Here is a 19,577-nt window from a genome sequence, read left to right on the forward strand (position 1 = left end):
TTTTTCATTTAGTATGGCACGCTCTGTAATTGATATACAAAAAAAGCTTAGCAAAATGCTAAGCTTTTATTTTGATAATTCCTGTAAAGAACCGAAGAATAAATCTGCTTCATTCATTTGTTCATTTTCTTCCGAAAGAGGTGGTAAATCATCTAACGTTTTCAATCCAAACGTATCTAAAAACTCTTTCGTCGTTCCGTATAAGATAGGACGCCCCGGTCCTTCTGCTCTTCCCATTTCTTTTATAAGTAAGTGTGAAACTAACGTTTGTAATGCCTTATCTGTTTTCACTCCTCGAATCTCTTCCATTTCTGTCCTTGTAATCGGTTGACGGTACGCAACGATTGCCAACGTTTCAAGAGCTGCTTGAGACAGTGAAGCCGTTGTTGGGGTATCTATTAACTTTTGATAGTATGCCGCATGTTCTTTCTTTGTTGCAAAACGATACACTTTTGCATATTGGACAATTTGCAGACCGCGATTCGATCCTTCACATTCTTTTTGCATTTCCTCTATACTGTTTATTACTTCTTCCACTTCAACTTCCAGAACTTTAGCTATCTGTTCCGGATAAATCCCTTCGTCACCTGCAACAAATAAAAGCCCTTCAATAATCGCTTTTTGTTCTTTTCTATCCATTTTACGAACTCCTTCCTCCTATTTTTCTATAAAAATACACATAAAAAAACCGAATCACAGTAAATGCGTTCGGTTCAATATTTCTTCTCTCGTTCCAAACGATACATTAAAACCTAACTTGAGATAAAATATTTCTATCCCATCTTCACATGCTGGCTCTATACGGATTTACTAGAGCTTGATACGAAAATTTCATCAAAATTATGTTCTTGTTCAATTATGATTTGTTGATTTTTCATCAGCTCAAGAACTGCTAAAAATGTTACAACCATTATTTCACGTTCTTCATCAGCAAACAAATCATAAAAGCTTTGACGACCGCCTTTTACTTCTAACTGTTGTAGAATATCAGTCATTCGCTGTTCAATTGGTATTTCTTGGCGAGTAATTCGCGTTGTTACGGGTTTCTTTGCTTTTTTACGGCGCATTAGCTTTTGAAATGCCGCTAACATATCATATAACGTAACATCAAGAGGTAAACTTGTCTCCTCTTCTTGTTGAAATGATGTAAAATCAATTGGCGGACGTGTATATAGCTGTGCTCTTTCTTGTTCTCTTTCTTTTAACTCAGTAGCAACTTGCTTATATTTCTTATATTCAATTAATCTCTCCATCAATTCTTGACGAGGATCATCTATAAAGTCTTCACCGTTATCAGGTACATCTTCTTCTTGTTTCGGTAACAACATTTTACTTTTAATTTGTAATAACGTTGCAGCCATTACTAAATACTCACTGGCAACATCTAATTGTAGTTCTTTCATCGTATGGACATAAGATAGATATTGCTCTGTAATTTCCGCTACAGGAATATTATATATATCAATTTCGTAACGATGTATTAAGTGTAACAATAGATCTAAAGGCCCTTCAAAAGCCTCTACTTTAAAATTATACTGCACAAAGCATCCCACCACATTTTTTCTATAACAACATAAGTATAGAGCATACTCATGTTCTATCCAACCTTTTTAAGAAATTTAATTAAAAATAGACCTATGCCCATGTCATAATGCCCACCGCTTCATATGATAACAATGTAGTAAGAACAATGTAGGAGGTCAAAAAACTATGGGTCACGTTGATTGCGGTTTTAGCGGTGGATTCGCATTAATTGTTGTACTGTTCATTTTACTAATCATTGTAGGAGCAGCTTGCTTCTGCTAATATGAAGCAATAAAGCGACTAGGGATATTTCCCTAGTCGCTTATTGTTAATATTTCTATGATACACTGTACATATAACCGTTAGACAGGAGCGAAAAAAATGTATCCTACCGAGTACATACAATTTTTAATTCATTTTCACGGAGACTATGATTATTTTGAATGTCATGAAATACTAGAAGAGTATTGGAAATTAAAGCCTAGAGGAGAACGTGACAATTACTTAGTCGGTCTCATTCAAATTGCTGTTTCCTCATACCATCATAGACGATCCAATTGGAATGGTGCAGAGAAGATGATAAAAAGCGCAATAACAATTTTAGAAAAGAACAGCGCGCAATTACATCAATTCGGAATAGATCATAAACAACTTATATTTTTATTAAATGAAAGATTACAATCTATCCACAAAAAGGAAACTTTCGCCCCGTTATTTTTACCATTATTAGACGTATCGTTAGAAAAACAATGCATACAGTTATGTAAGAAACAAAACCTCTCTTGGAAAGATGCGAACGTCGTTCCTGATGAATACATCATAAATAAGCACACATTGCGTGATCGAACAGAAGTCATTTCTGAACGACACGAACAACTACAAAAAAGAAAGCAGAGATAATAAACTACTTATCCCTGCTTTCATGAATGTATATTTTGTTCAAGCTCTTTACACTTTTTGCAAAAACTTGCTGTTTGCTCATTTCCGCAAATTGTAAACTCAAGAAATTTACTCTTAAGCTCTTGAACCATCTTCGTCCCAATACCCATATGACGGTGAGACGGATTCACGCTCAAATGCTGAATTTCCAATACCTGATCTTCTTTTTTTATAATCCCCATTATCCCAACAAAATCTTCATTTTGTTTCCACAAATACAATTGCCAATCTTCTTTCGCCTCATACTCTTTCATTGTCAATTGTAATGTTTTCACATCTTTTTCAGTTGGCATAAATGAAAGAAGCCCCATTGCAATTTTTTCATAACTTTTTTTAAAACGAATTAACATAACCCTTATCCCTTCTTACAAAAGTTACAAACTATTTATCCCCTCAGTCACTCTTTTCATATCACATTCATTCTACAATATTTTTACCAGAGTGAGAAGAGGCTGAAACAACTTGATAATCATACAAAGCGTTAAGAAGAAAGTCAAATATATGTTTCCAAGCTATTTTTTCTATTATACCGCTCAGAATAGAGACAATACTGTTTAGAAACTAAAAGGAGAATCCCCTTGCTCATCACATTTTAATTATTAATTACTTTTGAACGAAATAGTTCTATTAAAAACAATATGTTAAGAGAAATCCATTTATTGAAACATATAATTGGTACTCCATTCTATGTATTTTGTTAAAATTGTGTTCTCATGAACAATATATTTTAACGTTAGTAGCCGTCCTATTTGCACCATATATTTCGAAATATATACCAATTACTGTTTATACGAAATAAAAAAAGAGAGCAAAATCGCTCTCTTTTTCTCGTAACTTATTCTTCCCAAACTTTAACTTCTTTCATTACATCGCCTTGACGCATGTTTAATACTGTTTCAATACCGCTTGTTGCTTTACCGAATACAGTATGTACGCCATCTAAATGCGGTTGTGGCTCATGAACAACAAAGAATTGGCTACCACCTGTGTTACGGCCAGCATGTGCCATAGAAAGTGAGCCAACAAGATGTCTATGAGGATTTCCATCAGTTTCACATGGGATAGAGTAACCTGGGCCACCTGCTCCTGTGCCTGTTGGGTCTCCACCTTGGCTTACGAAGCCAGGAATAACGCGGTGGAATGTCACACCATCATAAAATCCTTGCTCTGCTAATTTTTTAAAGTTTTCTACTGTTTTCGGTGCCTCTTCTGGGAAAAATTCTAAATCGATTTTTTCACCATTTTCCATTAATATGTATCCTAAAGTTTTCATACGTATATGTCTCCTTTCAACTATCTCAGCACTATATTACCATATTCATGACGAGAAACAAAAAGAATCCGACAATCTACATACTTCTTTTTTGAAATGTGGAAGAAGCTAGGTGACAAATAAGAAAAATATACTATAATAACTGTGTTGCCCGAAAATTTTAGAAAGAGAAAGGGAGCGATTTTTCGTGAAAACGAAATTACTAGCTCTGCTATTAGCTGTAGCCGTATTTATTATGCCAACAGCTTCATTTGCAGACATCATTGAGGGAGAATCAATTGTTACACTAGGAGAAAACTTATCTGAACAACAGAAACAAGATCTTTTGAAAGAAATGAAAGCACCAAAAGATGCACAAATTATTACTGTATCTAATGCGGAAGAACATAAATTTCTAGAAGGAATTGTTCCAAAAGCACAAATTGGTACGAGAGCAATTTCCTCTTCTATGATTACATACACAAAGCCAGGATCTGGTCTCATTGTACGTTCAAAAAACATTAATTCGATAACAGATGCGATGTACACAAACGCACTTATTACAGCAGGCGTGAAAGATGCAGAGATTCAAATTACTGCACCATTTAAAGTCTCAGGAACTGCTGCTTTAACAGGTTTAATGAAGGCCTATGAAACAACATCGAACAAAGCAATTCCTGAGGAAGTAAAAAAAGTAGCCAATGAAGAAATGGTGCAAACGGCCCAGCTCGGCGATAAAATTGGTGAGGAAAAAGCAGTTCAACTTGTTGCAAAAATTAAAGAAGAGATTGCAAAAGAGCAGCCAAAAACGACGGAAGATTTACGTTCATTAATTAAAAAAATTGCTGATCAGCTCGGCATTACATTAACGGATGAACAGTTGGATAACTTAGTAGCGTTATTTGATAAAATGAAAAATCTTAATATCGATTGGAATCAAGTTGGCAGTCAGTTAAATAAAGCAAAAGAACACGTTTCTGCCTTTTTAGGGTCTGAAGAAGGGCAAAGTTTCCTAGATAAAGTTAAAGATTTCTTCTCTAGTATCATTGATTTTGTTAAATCTTTATTCAAGTAAAAAGAAGCTCGTCAATGACGAGCTTCTTTTTTATACAAGTAACGGTAATTTCATAACCGCTTCTTCAACCGAACGAACAACATGATTTGCTTTCTCCTTCACATATGGATGAGCATGATGAAGAGTAAATGAGTGCGGGGTTACTTCAAACATTGAAATGTCATTAAAAGAATCTCCAATGCAGGCAACCTCATTTGCTTCAATTTTTAAATGTTCCATTAGTCGCCTTAAAGCACTCCCCTTACTTACACCCCTTGGCATAATATCAACATAGCGTTTACCTGATATAAAAACTTCCGCTTCGCTGTGAAATGTATCTCGTAACTCTTGATCTAATGCTACAATTTTCTCTTCTTCTCCAAATACAAATAATTTCGCTGGATGTACAGTCTTACCAAATTCTTCTTCTAACGCTTCTATTTCAGCAATATGTACCCCCATATACTCTTCAAAAGTATGATGATTTTCATTCTTTCTTTTTGTATATCGCTGCTCATTTGCACAAACAATATCTGCTAGTCCCTTGTTATGTATATATCGATATATTTCCTGGGCAACACTATCTTCAAAACTTGATTCATAAAATATTTTACCGTCCGGCAGTAACATTGTCGCCCCATTTAAACCAGTTGTGTAATACGGGAATGAAAACCTTTTTACGACTTCATCAATTCGGTGAGTAAAGCGGCCAGAGGCAAAACAAATATTTGTCCCTTTTTCAGCTAGCCAACAAAGTGCACGTTCATCTTCTTTTTGCATATCATTCACATTGTAAACGAGCGTGTCATCTAAATCACTTACAAATAATTTAATCATGTCCTCTTCCCCTTTCATACACAATACCTACTCTAAGTGTACACAAAAAATGTTTGGTTTTTGTTAAAAAAAAATAAATTTTCAATAAAAAAATAAACGGGAGCATAATCCCGTTTATTTTTGTCTTCTTACATTTTGAGGTCGTACAATACTAGGACGCACTTTTAAACTAGACATAGTTGGACGGAGTAAAATTTTCGTTAACGCGCCCCAATCAAACGGTAAAAACGGCCATAAATACGGTGTTTGTAAGCTTTTTATAGACGCTAAAAATAAAATCAACATCGTCATCCCGATTACAAATCCCATCTCATGAAAGATGCCGGTTAAAATAATGACAAATAATTTGCCGATCTTATTTCCAAGTCCAAGCTCATAACTCGGAGTTGCAAATGATCCAATCATAGAAACCGCTACATACAAAATAACTTCTGGTACAAATAAACCTACATCAATTGCAATTTGACCAATTAATATAGCTGAAATTAATCCTGCTGCCGACGACAGTGATGTCGGCGTATGAATGGCAGCCATCCTTAAAAATTCGAGTCCGACTTCCGCCATCAAAATTTGTAATAAAATCGGTAAATGCGTCATCTTGTTCGGTCCAATAAAAGCAAGCTTTTCCGGTAAAAGAGTTGGATCAAATACAAAAACTAACCAAAACGGCAACAAGAACAGCGAAAATATAACACCTAAAAAACGTACCCAACGTAAAAATGTACCTACAGCTGGATTTTGTCTAAACTCTTCTGCATGCTGTAAATGGTGGAAATATGTTGTTGGAGTGATCATGGCACTTGGTGATGTATCAACAAGTACTAACACATGTCCTTCTAACAGATGATTTGCTGCTACATCTGGTCTTTCTGTGTATCGAATAAGCGGGAATGGATTATAACCTTGTTTGACTACAAATTCTTCTACCGTTTTATCCGCCATCGTAATCCCATCTACTTCAATATTTTTTAATTCTTGTTTTATAATTTTCACTAAATCTGGATTTGCAACATCTTGTACATATGTAATACAAATATCCGTTTGCGATCTATCCCCTACTCGAACCATTTCATTTCGAAGACGCGGGTCGCGTATCCTTCTACGAATTAACGCTGTATTTACAACGATATTTTCAACAAATCCATCCCTTGCACCACGTACTACCTTTTCTGTATCTGGTTCTGTCGGTGTCCGCCCCGGATAACTACGAACATCAATTGCGAACGCTTCTGTTTCACCTTCTACAAATATAACAATAAGTCCCGATAATACTTGGAGCATTACCTCATCCATCGTTTTTACTTTACTTACTTGTTGGTGAATTAAACGATTCTCTAAAAGCTTTACAGTATCTTCTTCTACATCCCTTATTTCATTTGTATCCACTGCTTCTTCTAAAATAGGGATAATATAATTCGTATCACAAAGCCCATTTACAAATAACACACCAATTTCTTTATTTAAAATTTGAAATTTACGAATACCAACATCGTATGTGACACCCAATCCAACTGTTTGCTTTAAGTAATTTTCATTATCACTTAAAAAAGATGAAATCGGGATATTCACTTTTTTAGGCTTCGTCATAAAACCCACTCCTTTCCAAAATTAATTGAATCGCTTTTCTAGTAATAGGTGATCCTCTCTCCCATTCATCATTTCCACACATTTTGCCAATATCACCGACCCCCACAATGACTGGAACATTCAGATCATCTAAACAATAAATCGTATCCCCACTAATCCTCCCAATTTCACCATCTGGAAGTCCAAATTTATCAACACCGTATTCTGTCAAATTCCCATTCCGATCTACACTTACATCTACACGCGCCCATTCCCAATGATGTGTATTCGACGCTACTGCTAAAATACCAAGTACATCAACTTGTTTATGTGTTGCGACATACTTTAACGCCTTTTCACCAGACCCTTCTCCTATAAATCCGCTGTCATCAAACATGACAAATACAGGGTCATATGGCGTTTGCATAATAAGCTCAACAACTTTCTTCCCTGTCAATTTGGTCGGATTACTTTGCGATGCTGAAATACACCTTCCCCCAAATTCCTTTGTCAACAGCTCAATTGTCCGCTTTGCATATTCATCTCCATCTGTGACCAAAACAACCCTTCGTCTCATTTGATTTATCCTTTCGGTTTACATATAAGTGCAACAAAAAATGAAAATAATATCGCCGCTGAAATCCCCGCAGACGTTAAGCTAAACATACCAATTCCAATTCCTAAATATCCATGTTTTTCTGCCGCATGCATTGCCCCGTGCAATAGTGAATGTCCAAAACTTGTAATAGGGACCGTTGCCCCAGCACCTGCAAATTTTATAAGCTTATCATACAATCCGAATCCGTCTAAAATAGCTCCGACGACTACAAAAGTTGCCATTAAATGTGCTGGTGTTAACTTTGCAAAATCTAGCAACACTTGTCCAATGACACAAATAGCTCCTCCTACAAGAAATGCATATATAAAATCCACAATTCACTCTCCTTTAACTCTTTCAAACACAACACCATGCGCAATCGTTGGAATCGTTTCCTTCTGCTGCATCATCATCGGGCTTAATAAAGCTCCCGTTGCAACGACAAAAATCCGTTGTAAATTCCCTTTTTGCATTTCACGCAATAAATGACCGTATGTTACAACAGCTGAACAAGCACAACCACTGCCACCTGCAAACACTTCTTCTTGATTTGAATTGTAAATCATTAACCCACAATCGTTGTATATATGTCCAAGATCATACCCTTCCTCAAGTAAAAGTTGTTTCGCAATTGGTGTCCCCACAGCTGATAAATCACCAGTAACAATAAGGTCATAATCAGCGGCACTTCTTCTTAAATCTTCAAAATGCTGTTGAATTGTATGAGCAGCAGCTGGCGCCATTGCCGATCCCATATCTAAAGGATTAGCAATCCCTAAATCTTGTACTGTTCCGATTGTTGCTGCTGTTATCTTAATTGCACTTTCTTCATTGCTAATTAATATGGATCCTGCTCCGGTAACAGTCGAGTTTGCTGTCCCAGGCTTTTGTCCTCCGTACTCTGTTGGATTACGAAATTGTCTTTCAGCCGTCGCATTATGACTACTTACTGTCGCTAAGACACGATTCGCAAATCCACCATCTATAAATGCTGATCCAACCGCCAAAGTTTCCATTGACGTCGCACAAGCACTAAACATCCCTAAAAAAGGAATACCACAATCTCGAGCAACATAATTTGCTGTCACTGTTTGGTTTAATAAATCACCTGCTAAAAAGAAATCAATTTGTGATGGTTTGATATTTCCTTTTTGCAATACTTGTTGAATCGAGTCTGACATTAACCTTCGTTCAGCAAGTTCCCAGTTTTCCTCTCCACAATGTAAGTCTGAATATGAAATATCAAAATCCTTTCCAAGAGGGCCTTCAGCTTCTTTCGGACCGACAGCGGTACCAGTTGCATTCACGAAGATATCATTTTGAAATACCCACGTTTGTTTTCCTGTCAATCTCATACCTACCCCTCCTTTAAGACATTAAAATTTGAAATGTATATCTTATTAATCCAATAATGTATGCACCGACGACGCCAAACACAATGACGCTTCCTGCAAGCTTAAACATGTTTGTAGCAATTCCTAGAACAATCCCTTCGCTCCTATGTTCTAGCGCAGCACTTGCCATAGAATTCGCAAATCCAGTAACTGGTACTGCTGATCCCGCTCCAGAAAACTGCCCGATTTTATCATAAACACCACAACCTGTTAAAATCGCTGATAGTAAAACGAGAGTTGCAACTGTAGGGTTTCCTGCCTCTTGCTCACTAAAGTGAAAGTAATGTATATAAAATTTCATCAATACTTCTCCGACGGTACAAATGAATCCCCCAACAAGAAATGCCTTCACACAATTTATTAAATAGTTCGGTTTTGGATGGTACTCTTTCACTTTATTTATGTAATCATCTTTCAGTTTTCGCCCTGCCATATATATTATTGCCTCCTACTTTACGAAATAAATCCAGTGAAACAATGAGCCTATTACTTTTCCAAGTACAAGAGCAACAAGTAAAATAATAATTTTCCCCTCTACCCCTACCCGTTTCGCTAAAATAGGTAAAACGTTTAACACTTCCGTTAACGCCGCAGCTAGCATTCCAATGAATGTGCCACAAAATAACCCTAATATTACGAGCCAATATTGCGACGTTTGAAATGTAATGTTCTTTAAACTACACCAAGCCCCTGTTAAAGTACCTGCAATAACTGCCCACTCAAAATATTGAATATGCTTTCCACTTCTCGTTAATTGAGCTAAACGAGGGATTATACCAAGCACAGCTAAAAACGCAACATATCCGCTACCTACAGCAATCCCTCCAGCTAAACCAATTAAAATCACGAATCCAGACTCAATCATCGGTAAGCTGTTTCATATTATCCTTGTTTTCATGAACAATTACATATTGATCAAGCGACTGTTGATATTGAAACATCTCAACTTCCAACGGGCTCGGCTCTTCATTAATTCGCTTTTGAAATACATGATTAAAAAATAAAACCATACCTACTCCAAGACCCAATGAATAAGGAATTTGAAATAAAAGTGGTTGCGCCTTAAATTCTCCAGTAATCATGTAATATAACCGTTGGTGTACTTGTTGCATACTTACATCTTCATGAAAATAAATAATTGCAAGTGCTGCTCCAATGAAGAGTAACAACCATACAAGTCCGAAGAAAACCGGATGCACTTTCTTTTTTTCATATATAATTTCAACAAGAGTTTGTCCAGAACCAAGTAAATTAATTTGTAAGTGAGCCGCTTTTTGTTGAACAATCTCAATCACTTTCATAACATCAATTACAACATGTGTTTTATCATGCGCTGTTATTTTGTAAATTATCTCATTTTGTAACGACTCAACTACCAAAGAATCTCCAGCAAGTTGAGCAACATCGCTCAGTTTTACTTCATACGTAGGAGACACTTTTAATCGATTGCGCATTTTAATATAAATCGTTTGTTCCAATTTTCATTCACCCCTTCACTCTTCCTCGTAGTTGTAGTATGGTTATTGGATTTTTTTCTAATACAATTTTTTCATAAAAAAAACATCTGTACCGTTTTGGTACAGATGTTTTTCTGTTAAGCCTTTTTCTTAAATAAATTTGCAATGCTTAATGCGAGCCCTCCCCAAATGACTACCATACCTATAACCATCATCATAATCGCTGATCCGCTCATCATGAAACACCTCGATCCTTCCATTCTTTTTCAAGCTGGGCAGAGTCTGAATGTATTTGTGCATTCCATTTTTTCAGACCAATAACTAACGCAACTAGAAGGAATGCTGCCGCTATCGACCAACCATACGTTACAACAAACTCTGTCGGATAATCTCCGTAGTTCTTTTTAATGTTTTGGATTGTACCATCAATTAACATATACCCTAACATAAGTGGAGTAATAACGAGTAAACTCACTCTCCAAAACGTTCCTAGCTTTATATCAGATACAAAGTTTGCATGGTTTTGATAAACTGGTAAACGGCGTAAGATTAGTCCTATTGTAACTACTTCAACGAGTGCAATTGTAATCAATCCAAAATTGTTAGCGAAGTAATCAACAACATCTAGGAACATAAGTCCACCACGCGTTGCAAAAACAAGAGAAACTAACACGAGAAGTGTTCCCATAATTCCAATCGTCTTTGGACGACTCAAGCTGAATTTTTCAGATACAGCAGCAAAGCATACTTCCGCAAGTGAAATGAGTGATGTAATTCCAGCAACGGTTAAAGATAAGAAAAATAATACTCCAAATAACGGTGACATCGGTAGTTCATTAATAATTTGCGGGAATACTACGAACGCAAGCCCCACACCAGCACTAGCTACTTTATCAACCGGTACCCCCATGTTATTCGCCATAAATCCAAGAGCTGCAAATACACCAATACCTGCCAATAATTCAAATCCTGAATTTGCAAATCCTGTAATAAAAGCATTGTTTGTTGTATCTGAGTTTTTCGGTAAATAACTAGAATACGTAATCATAATTCCGAATGCTAAAGATAAACTAAAGAAAATTTGACCGTAAGCAGCAAGCCATACTTTCCCATCAAAAATACGACTCCAATCTGGTTTGAAAAATGCATCTAACCCCTGCATCGCACCTTCCATCGTCACTGCACGAACAACGATAATAAGGAACATAACAACTAGTAAAGGAATAAAAATACGGTTAACAACTTCGATTCCTTTTTTAACTCCTTTAAACGCAACACCCAGCACAATAATCCAAACGAGAGCTAACGGAATTAATACTTCCGGCACAAGCCCCCCAAACTGTCCTGGCTTATCTGCAACATGTAAATATTCTTTAAATAAAAATGATTGCGTGTCTTTCCCCCATGCTCCAGTAATCGCAAAGTACGTATACGAAATAGACCAAGCAATAATTACTGCATAATATGTTGAAACGATAAATGTTACACACATTTGCCACCATCCAATAAATTCAGCACGTGGATGAATACGGAAGAACGTAAGTGGTGCCGAACCACGATGACGATGCCCAAGAGCAAACTCGAATGCTAATAATGAAATACCAGTTGTTAATAATGCGAATAAGTACGGTAAAAAGAATGCGCCTCCTCCGTTTTCATACGCTGTATAAGGAAAACGCCATATGTTTCCTAATCCAACGGCAGAGCCGATCGCTGCGAAAATAAATCCAGCCCTCGTTCCCCATTGTTGCCTCGTTTCCATGTTTCCTTCCCCCTTTGTGACAAGTTCATACTTGGATTATATTTTAAATTAACTAAATTATCAATAAATTCTGTAAACTTTTTTTTCGAACAATAGTTGTAATCTTCCCCTTTTCATTACAATAAAAAAAATCGAATAGATAGCTATTCATCTATTCGATCTTTCATCTGTTTCAATATTTTCTTTTCCAGTCTGGAAACTTGTACTTGCGAAATGCCTATGCGCTCCGCTACTTCTGATTGGGTTTGGTCTTTATAGTAACGCAAATACACAATTAGACGTTCTCGTTCATCCAATTCTCTAATTGCTTCTTTTAAAGCAATTTTATCAAACCATTTCGTTTCCGATTGATCTGCAATTTGATCTAAAATAGTAATTGGATCTCCATCATTTTCATACACAGTTTCATGTATTGATGAAGGAGCACGACTCGCTTCTTGCGCCAGAACAACTTCTTCTGGTGTTAGTTCCAGAGCCTCCGCCACTTCATTAATCGTTGGAGCCCTTCCGAACTCTTTCGAAAGCTCGTCTCTCATCTTTCGAATTTTGTTTCCTGTTTCCTTTAAAGATCTACTTACTTTCACTGATCCATCGTCACGTAAAAATCGTTGTATTTCACCGATAATCATTGGAACTGCATATGTTGAAAATTTCACGTCGAAAGATAAATCAAATTTATCTACCGATTTTAAGAGTCCAATACATCCAATTTGAAATAAATCGTCTGGTTCATATCCTCGATTAAGAAATCGCTGCACAACCGACCATACGAGACGCATATTACTTTGAACGATTGTGTCTCTCGCTTGTTGATCTCCATCTTGACTCTTTTGAATTAACGCTTTTAGCTCGTGGTCCTTTAACTGAGGTTTCTTCTTCTCATTTTTGACCTCTATGTCCATTGGCTATTCTCCTTAATTGCATAGAGCGTTACTATTTGATAAGTATTTTGTCAAATGGATTGTTGTCCCGAAAGATTCGTTTGAAATAACTTCTACTTCATCCATAAAGTTTTCCATGATAGTAAATCCCATTCCGGAACGCTCTAATTCAGGTTTAGTTGTAAAAAGGGGTTGTCTTGCTTCATCTAAGTTAAAGATACCAATCCCTTCATCTCGAATCGTGAGTTTCACCATCGCTTCTTCCAAAATCACTGAAATATAAACAACACCTTCTGCATTTCCTTCATACCCATGAATAATTGCATTTGTAACCGCTTCTGACACAACTGTTTTAATCTCTGTTAGTTCTTCCATCGTCGGGTCTAATTGCGCAATAAAAGCAGCTACCGTAACACGAGCAAATGATTCATTCTGACTTAACGCTGAAAATTGAAGGTTCATTTCATTTCTCATCTATGCCACCCCCAACGTCGCGAGCGCATGCGCTTCACTTTCTTCTAAACGAACAATTTTGAATAGACCTGACATTTCAAATAAACGTTTAACAGGCGGTGAAATTGCACAAACAACCATCTCTCCACCTAATCCTTTTACATGTTTATATCGGCCTAATATAACACCTAAACCAGAACTATCCATAAATGATAAGTTCTCTAGGCTCAAAACAATATGATGAACACCATGTGTCTCAATCATATCTGTTACTTTCGTTCGCAACTCTTCAGCGGTATGATGATCTAATTCACCCTCCAGCCTCACACATAAGACGTCACGTTTTACTTCTAAATGCATGGAAAGACTCACACGATTTCCTCCTTATGCTCAAACTTTACTCTTTAACATAAGATTTTCGTGATATAAAATAAGAATCCTTCCTACTGACAAAAGAAGAACTATTTCGTCATAATGTGAAACCTTTCAGCAATTATTCCAGTAAATATGAACAGAAAAACGGCAAAATTTTTGCCGCTATTTTGATGTTGAAAACATCCCAAAACTTCTTTTAAATAACTCCCACCAACTCGCTGCAGCAACATCTTCTTTCGCTACAATGGTTTGTTTTAATAAAACCTCTTTATCTTTTTTAATGACAAGTGTGCCAAGTGCATCACCCTTTTTAATCGGTGCCTTCACTTTCTTTTCAGCGATTACTTCTTGTTTTACTTTGTCCATATTTTCGCCCTTCTTCATAAGAAGAGATACGTTATCTGACGCAACTAAATCTACTTTTTCTTCTTTCCCTTTTCCTACTTGTACAGTCTTAATTTTTTCACCACGTGTATACAATTTCTTTGTCATATATTGTCCAAATGCATAATCAAGCAGCTTCGTTACTTGATTGTTCCGCTCTTTTGATGTAGGTGCTCCCATAACAACTGAAATGACACGCATTCCATTCTTTTCAGCTGATGCAGTTAAACAATATTTCGCTTCTGTCGTAAAGCCCGTTTTCACACCATCTACTCCAGGATAAAAACGTACTAACTTATTCGTATTAACAAGCCAAAACTTCTTATCCGTATCTTCACGTAAATAGTCTTCATATTTACCTGTGTATTTGCGAATAAGTGGATACTTCATCAATTCTCTCGCCATTATAGCCATATCATTTGCTGTAGAATAATGATCTTTGGCCGGGAGACCTGTTGGGTTTTGAAAATGTGTATTCTTCAGTCCTAAATCTTTCGCTTTTTTGTTCATCATATTTACGAATCCTTCTTCTGAACCAGCGATATGCTCAGCTACTGCAACAGATGCATCATTTCCAGATGCAATGGCAATGCCCTTTAGCATTTCATTTACGGTCATCTCTTCCCCAGGTTCTAAAAAGATTTGTGATCCACCCATTGAAGCTGCGTGTTCACTTGCTCTAACTTTATCGGTCAGTTTTAGTTTTCCTCTTTCAACTTGTTCCATAATTAATAGCATTGTCATAATCTTCGTCATACTGGCAGGTGGTAACTTTTCATTCGGATTTTTATCAAATAAAACTTTACCTGTATCTTGCTCAATTACGATTGCTGACGACGCTTGTTCCGCTAACTTCGGCGTGGTTTCTTCTGTTTTCTCCTGCTTCGTTTTCTCAGATTGCGCAAAACTAACTGAAGTACCAGAAAGAAATAACATGAAACAAACAAGTATTCCAAAAACTCGCTTCATGACTAACCCTCCATTCTATATCAAACCTATTTTTTCCAATTTTTCATTTTTTAATACCATATTTTTCTATCATTTTTCAGTTGACAAATACATTTATCGCCTATATTGTATTAAGTGTATTACACACATTAGTACACTTAATACATAACAGGAAGGAGACATTGCTCTTGCATATTCAACTTGATCCAAGAAGCAACACTCCGATATGGGAACAAATTGTTCAAAGTATAAAAGAACTCGTATTAAAAAACATATTAGCTCCAAGTGATAAGCTTCCTTCTGTGCGCGAGCTCGCTTCTTTACTAGTTATAAATCCAAATACAGTTAGTAAAGCGTACCAAGAGTTAGAACGCCAAGGGATTATTGAAACATTGCGAGGAAAAGGAACATTTGTATCCCAATCGATTACCCCAACATTAGACGAAAGGAAAATCGCTATGGTTGAAAAGCAGTTTCATCAATTACTATTAGAAGCCTCTTATCTCGGGGTTACGAAAGATAAAATTCACGATTGGATAGATTCATACTACAAAGAGATTGGAGGAAATACAGATGTTGAAAGTGACAAGCTTGAAGAAAACAATTGATAATCAAACGATTTTAGACGATGTTTCTTTCACATTACAAAAAGGTAGTATCGTCGGATTACTCGGAAGAAACGGTGCGGGGAAAACAACTTTATTACGAACGATGGTCGGCATTTTAGACCCTGATGCAGGAACAGTTACATATGAGGATACGGATATTCATAAGCATCCTGAAATGAAGCAAAAAATCGTATATGTTCCGGATTCTACTAACATACTGAACGGATATACAGTGAAAGAAATTGTAAAGTTTTATAAAGCTGTTTATACAGCATTTGATGAACAGTATTTCTACGAATTATTAGAGCGGTTCAATTTACCAAACAAGCGAATTCGTAGTTATTCAAAAGGAATGAAAGCATTGCTTGCTATCATTTTAGCCGTTGCTGCAAAAGCAGAATATATCATTTTAGATGAACCGACAAACGGGTTGGATCCTATCGTTAAAAGGCAAATCCTCCAGTTTCTCGTTGGAGAAGTTGCAGAAAAAGAGATTACCATTTTCATCTCAACTCATCACTTAGATGAAGTTGAACAAATTGCCGATACAATCATTATATTAAAAGGCCATACCATATCTTCTATTACGTCACTAGATGATGCAAAATCACGATTTGCCAAAATACAAGTAGCTTACGAACGATCACTACCTCAAAAACTAGAAAACTTAAGTAATATTAAAATATTAAACCAAACAGGAAAAGTATATACAATCTTAATTGAGGGAAATGTGGCTACAACACTGGAGAAGTTTTATAAAGAGCAACCTATACTCATTGAAGAACTAACAATGTCACTTGAAGATGTCTTCGTTACGACACTTGAGGGGGATGAGTATGTTTCATAAGGCGCTGTGGATGTGGAATTGGAAGCGCGGAAAATATGCTGTGTTACTCTTTTTCTTTAGTTCACTTTATCTTTTATCTTTCGGATACTATAAAGCAGCCGATCGACAACTTGCTGAATATCACGATTTGCAAGAAAAGGGAACGTACTATTATTTCTATTATTTTGGATTTGGGGAAAGTAATAGCCTTTGGTTAACTGTTCTTATCATTGCTTTAGCTTGTTTATTGATGGGATGGGAACGTAGTAACCAGTCTAATACTTTACTTATGACGATGCCATTTAAAAGAAAAGATGTTTTTTTATCAAAATGGGCTTTGGGTTCATTTTGTATTGTAGGTTCATTACTTATAAATTGGATCCTTATGTATGTTATTTATAGAACAACAATCCATTTTGATTATCAATCATTCGGACCATTTCATCGATACTTTCTTTATGCAATTGTCTCTTATATTGCAGTATATACAGCTGCATTATGTATCGGTACTTTTACTGGAAGCGTTGTTTCGCAAGTCGTTTTTTGTATTCCGTGGCTTCTAATGGGGCTTACATTTATTCCATTAGTGTACACTTTTACAATAAACCATTTACATGCTACAGATACTAGAAATAACAACTTGTATGAACAACTTCATGAAATCAATCAAAAAACAAATATAGTTGCACCAATATATAATTATACGATTCGTTACCACTATGATCCAAAATCACGTAAGAAAGAAAACGATTCAACCACTTTAAGAGATCCGGCAAATCATACGTATTATTCAGCTAAGTCAGTGCTAGTTCCTATTTTCTATACGATTTTCTATTTACTACTTGGCACATATTTATATACACGATCGCCAAATGAAAACGCTCAAAAAATATTTATTTTCCAAAAACATTTACGAATATGGGTATGGGGGACAACCATTTATTTTGCATTACTAGGTGGCTATAAAATAAATCAATTTAATTTTTTACTTAACTACTATATCAGTTTGCTTCTCGCTGGAATCATTACTTATTTTGTACTATCACGTCTAACAAATTATAAAGTTTTTTAAAGGAGGGGGCCTATGTTTCAAAAAGCACTATGGCTAAGAACATATCAACAAAGTAAATATGTTGTGTGGTTGTTTTGGTTCGTTAGCTTCTATACTTTATCATATAAATACTATATGGCTTCTATTCAACAGCTATACTTTCTAAATGACAATAAAAAGTGGAACTATGTATATCACTACCACTTTGATTTAACACTTATAGACCCTGCCCTACTGTTAGGTGGTGTACTTATCGTTCTAGCTTGTACATTAATTGGTTGGGAAAGACAAAATAACTCTAGTGACTTGCTATGGTCTATGCCATTTAAACGTTCACACATCTATATAACAAAGTGGTTGTTTGGGATCTGCAACATTACAGCAATCATCGTATTAAACTGGGGACTATTCGCCATTATGAAAAAAACAACTTTTCATAATAAATATCAAATATTTTCACCATTTCATACTTATTTTCTATACATGTTAATTGTGTTAATCGCTATTTATACGCTCGCATTATGTATAGGAACAATTACTGGGAATATTCTCTCGCAGGGACTTCTTACTGCAGCTATATTCATGTTTCCATTGTTATTTCCATCCCTTATCTCAGCGGTCATCGCTGTTCACTCGAATACTGACTTTCATGAGGACAATGGCAATATTCATCGTGTTATGGAAAACATACGCATTTCGGGTCCAGCAGAAAATTTTCATATTAGATTTGATTATGATCCACAAAATGCTTATACCGATAAAGATGGAGTGCGTCATAATGAACCAAACTTTACAGAAATCCCTTCAGTAAAAACATTGATTGGACCTATTGTAAATATAATTATTCTATTACCACTCGGTATATATTTATATGTTCGTTCAGCCAATGAGCGGAATGGTAGTTTCTTACTATATCCAAAGCTTCAAAAAACATTTATGGTCTGCGCTATTTTCTGTATTGGAATTAGCGGCGGTTTAATACTTGGTGGGACCCATTCGTTGCTTAATTTTTACGTTGGTTTATTCGGAACAAGCATAATTAGCTATTTTCTTCTATCTAAAATATTGAGATTGAAGGTCTCTTGAAATTTCAAATAAAATAACCTCCTCACTAAGAGGAGGTTATTTCACATTCTCTCTCCTATCTCCATACACCATCTCTTCTTTCATCCCAAATCCATCACCATTTTGCACAATTTGCTCTGTCGGCGCGACTACACTTTCAGCAATTTTCCATTCGCCGCGCTCTTTCACAAATACTTGCAAAAAATAGTTCATGCCATTTAACTGATATGCATTTTCTCTTTTCACATTATAGTGCACCGCAATGTAGTACACTTGAATGTTTTCTTTTCCTGCTTTTGATACGTATTGCGATAATCTTGGAATGTACATTGATGCTTTCTTAAATGGCAAGTGCTTCGCTTTCACGAGCGATGAACTTGTTACATTACGCAATGTGTCCTGATTACGAATGTTATCACTATGATGAAATAATACTGCATTTTGCATAGAACGAACCCATAATTTCGAATATAGGATCGTATTATCGTTTTCAATATACTTCACTTCTTTTTGCACCACTTGGATAGGAGTATCCGCGTATAAGAATGTATTAAAACAAAAAAAACTCCCAAATAAAATGGTAAGTCCAGCAATATATTTCAT

At 36.0% G+C, this 19,577-nt stretch carries 26 protein-coding genes; 7 read left to right on the top strand and 19 right to left on the bottom strand.

Annotated features, from left to right (window positions below):
• Nucleotides 1-66 precede the first annotated feature (66 nt).
• Both scpB and scpA read right to left on the bottom strand, forming a co-directional pair.
• Complete coding sequence (scpB, locus tag BAU23_RS03260; RefSeq protein WP_000375161.1) at nt 67-639, bottom strand: SMC-Scp complex subunit ScpB; 573 nt, start codon at nt 637-639, stop codon at nt 67-69.
• A 158-nt stretch (nt 640-797) separates the two neighbouring features.
• A complete protein-coding gene (gene scpA / locus BAU23_RS03270; RefSeq protein ID WP_001199766.1) occupies nt 798-1,541 on the bottom strand; it encodes a segregation/condensation protein A in 744 nt (247 codons plus the stop codon).
• Nucleotides 1,542-1,710: 169 nt separating this feature from the next.
• On the opposite strand from scpA, the gene BAU23_RS03275 reads away from it, so the two are divergent.
• Nucleotides 1,711-1,806 carry a YjcZ family sporulation protein gene (locus BAU23_RS03275; protein WP_000510193.1) on the top strand — a complete coding sequence of 32 codons (96 nt, stop codon included), beginning with the start codon at nt 1,711-1,713 and terminating at the stop codon, nt 1,804-1,806.
• Nucleotides 1,807-1,905: 99 nt separating this feature from the next.
• Complete coding sequence (locus BAU23_RS03280; protein WP_000283579.1) at nt 1,906-2,424, top strand: DUF309 domain-containing protein; 519 nt, start codon at nt 1,906-1,908, stop codon at nt 2,422-2,424.
• A 20-nt stretch (nt 2,425-2,444) separates the two neighbouring features.
• Here the strand turns inward: BAU23_RS03280 and ribT are convergent, their stop codons facing one another.
• Both ribT and BAU23_RS03290 read right to left on the bottom strand, forming a co-directional pair.
• Nucleotides 2,445-2,813, bottom strand: a complete 369-nt coding sequence (gene ribT, locus BAU23_RS03285) for a GNAT family N-acetyltransferase RibT (protein WP_000908403.1) — start codon at nt 2,811-2,813, stop codon at nt 2,445-2,447.
• Nucleotides 2,814-3,298: 485 nt separating this feature from the next.
• A complete protein-coding gene (locus BAU23_RS03290) occupies nt 3,299-3,736 on the bottom strand; it encodes a peptidylprolyl isomerase (protein ID WP_000853785.1) in 438 nt (145 codons plus the stop codon).
• 187 nt (nt 3,737-3,923) lie between these two features.
• On the opposite strand from BAU23_RS03290, the gene BAU23_RS03295 reads away from it, so the two are divergent.
• Nucleotides 3,924-4,790, top strand: coding sequence for a DUF1002 domain-containing protein (locus BAU23_RS03295; protein WP_000850501.1), 867 nt, complete (start codon nt 3,924-3,926; stop codon nt 4,788-4,790).
• A 30-nt stretch (nt 4,791-4,820) separates the two neighbouring features.
• Here the strand turns inward: BAU23_RS03295 and BAU23_RS03300 are convergent, their stop codons facing one another.
• The 14 genes from BAU23_RS03300 to dacF all read right to left on the bottom strand — a co-directional run bounded on the left by BAU23_RS03300 (nt 4,821) and on the right by dacF (nt 15,445).
• A complete protein-coding gene (locus BAU23_RS03300) occupies nt 4,821-5,624 on the bottom strand; it encodes a Cof-type HAD-IIB family hydrolase (RefSeq protein ID WP_002077110.1) in 804 nt (267 codons plus the stop codon).
• A 96-nt stretch (nt 5,625-5,720) separates the two neighbouring features.
• Nucleotides 5,721-7,193 (bottom strand): spore germination protein SpoVAF, encoded by a 1,473-nt coding sequence (gene spoVAF / locus BAU23_RS03305; protein ID WP_016130216.1) that lies wholly within the window; start codon nt 7,191-7,193, stop codon nt 5,721-5,723.
• The gene (spoVAEA, locus tag BAU23_RS03310) at nt 7,180-7,749 is read right to left on the bottom strand and encodes a stage V sporulation protein SpoVABEA (protein ID WP_001254419.1); all 570 of its coding nucleotides are present in this window, start codon (nt 7,747-7,749) and stop codon (nt 7,180-7,182) included. Before spoVAEA ends, spoVAF begins: the two co-directional genes overlap by 14 nt.
• Nucleotides 7,750-7,754: 5 nt before the next feature.
• Nucleotides 7,755-8,105 (bottom strand): stage V sporulation protein AE, encoded by a 351-nt coding sequence (gene spoVAE, locus BAU23_RS03315; RefSeq protein ID WP_000345912.1) that lies wholly within the window; start codon nt 8,103-8,105, stop codon nt 7,755-7,757.
• A gap of 3 nt (nt 8,106-8,108) precedes the next feature.
• On the bottom strand, nt 8,109-9,125 hold the full coding sequence (gene spoVAD, locus BAU23_RS03320; protein WP_001241134.1) for a stage V sporulation protein AD: 1,017 nt from the start codon (nt 9,123-9,125) through the stop codon (nt 8,109-8,111).
• A 13-nt stretch (nt 9,126-9,138) separates the two neighbouring features.
• The gene (gene spoVAC, locus BAU23_RS03325; RefSeq protein ID WP_000918878.1) at nt 9,139-9,597 is read right to left on the bottom strand and encodes a stage V sporulation protein AC; all 459 of its coding nucleotides are present in this window, start codon (nt 9,595-9,597) and stop codon (nt 9,139-9,141) included.
• Nucleotides 9,598-9,612: 15 nt separating this feature from the next.
• A complete protein-coding gene (spoVAB, locus tag BAU23_RS03330; protein WP_000572940.1) occupies nt 9,613-10,029 on the bottom strand; it encodes a stage V sporulation protein SpoVAB in 417 nt (138 codons plus the stop codon).
• Complete coding sequence (locus BAU23_RS03335) at nt 10,022-10,642, bottom strand: stage V sporulation protein AA (RefSeq protein WP_000438373.1); 621 nt, start codon at nt 10,640-10,642, stop codon at nt 10,022-10,024. The genes spoVAB and BAU23_RS03335 overlap by 8 nt, the downstream gene beginning before the upstream one ends.
• A 116-nt stretch (nt 10,643-10,758) precedes the next feature.
• Nucleotides 10,759-10,857, bottom strand: coding sequence for a methionine/alanine import family NSS transporter small subunit (locus BAU23_RS03340; RefSeq protein ID WP_000016829.1), 99 nt, complete (start codon nt 10,855-10,857; stop codon nt 10,759-10,761).
• Complete coding sequence (locus BAU23_RS03345; protein ID WP_000450059.1) at nt 10,857-12,383, bottom strand: sodium-dependent transporter; 1,527 nt, start codon at nt 12,381-12,383, stop codon at nt 10,857-10,859. The genes BAU23_RS03340 and BAU23_RS03345 overlap by 1 nt, the downstream gene beginning before the upstream one ends.
• Nucleotides 12,384-12,526: 143 nt before the next feature.
• Nucleotides 12,527-13,285 carry an RNA polymerase sporulation sigma factor SigF gene (gene sigF, locus BAU23_RS03350; RefSeq protein ID WP_000350729.1) on the bottom strand — a complete coding sequence of 253 codons (759 nt, stop codon included), beginning with the start codon at nt 13,283-13,285 and terminating at the stop codon, nt 12,527-12,529.
• Nucleotides 13,286-13,297: 12 nt separating this feature from the next.
• Complete coding sequence (gene spoIIAB, locus BAU23_RS03355; RefSeq protein ID WP_001243400.1) at nt 13,298-13,738, bottom strand: anti-sigma F factor; 441 nt, start codon at nt 13,736-13,738, stop codon at nt 13,298-13,300.
• Nucleotides 13,739-14,089: an anti-sigma F factor antagonist gene (gene spoIIAA, locus BAU23_RS03360; RefSeq protein ID WP_000059128.1), complete on the bottom strand. Its 351-nt coding sequence runs from the start codon at nt 14,087-14,089 to the stop codon at nt 13,739-13,741.
• Nucleotides 14,090-14,254: 165 nt separating this feature from the next.
• Complete coding sequence (dacF, locus tag BAU23_RS03365) at nt 14,255-15,445, bottom strand: serine-type D-Ala-D-Ala carboxypeptidase DacF (protein WP_071733497.1); 1,191 nt, start codon at nt 15,443-15,445, stop codon at nt 14,255-14,257.
• A 167-nt stretch (nt 15,446-15,612) separates the two neighbouring features.
• Between dacF and BAU23_RS03375 the strand changes: the two genes are divergently transcribed.
• Genes BAU23_RS03375 through BAU23_RS03390 form a run of 4 tightly spaced genes read left to right on the top strand, consistent with a single transcriptional unit; the run spans nt 15,613 to nt 18,995 of the window.
• Nucleotides 15,613-16,032 (top strand): GntR family transcriptional regulator, encoded by a 420-nt coding sequence (locus BAU23_RS03375; protein ID WP_000548048.1) that lies wholly within the window; start codon nt 15,613-15,615, stop codon nt 16,030-16,032.
• Nucleotides 15,998-16,879, top strand: coding sequence for an ABC transporter ATP-binding protein (locus BAU23_RS03380; RefSeq protein ID WP_071733500.1), 882 nt, complete (start codon nt 15,998-16,000; stop codon nt 16,877-16,879). The genes BAU23_RS03375 and BAU23_RS03380 overlap by 35 nt, the downstream gene beginning before the upstream one ends.
• A complete protein-coding gene (locus tag BAU23_RS03385; RefSeq protein WP_071733503.1) occupies nt 16,869-17,930 on the top strand; it encodes an ABC transporter permease in 1,062 nt (353 codons plus the stop codon). Before BAU23_RS03380 ends, BAU23_RS03385 begins: the two co-directional genes overlap by 11 nt.
• 12 nt (nt 17,931-17,942) lie before the next feature.
• Entirely contained in the window at nt 17,943-18,995 is a 1,053-nt protein-coding gene (locus BAU23_RS03390) for an ABC transporter permease subunit (protein WP_071733505.1), read from the top strand.
• A 36-nt stretch (nt 18,996-19,031) separates the two neighbouring features.
• Here the strand turns inward: BAU23_RS03390 and BAU23_RS03395 are convergent, their stop codons facing one another.
• A complete protein-coding gene (locus BAU23_RS03395; RefSeq protein ID WP_016130220.1) occupies nt 19,032-19,577 on the bottom strand; it encodes a hypothetical protein in 546 nt (181 codons plus the stop codon).

This window comes from Bacillus nitratireducens (genome assembly GCF_001884135.1).
Taxonomy (GTDB): Bacteria; Bacillota; Bacilli; order Bacillales; family Bacillaceae_G; genus Bacillus_A; species Bacillus_A nitratireducens.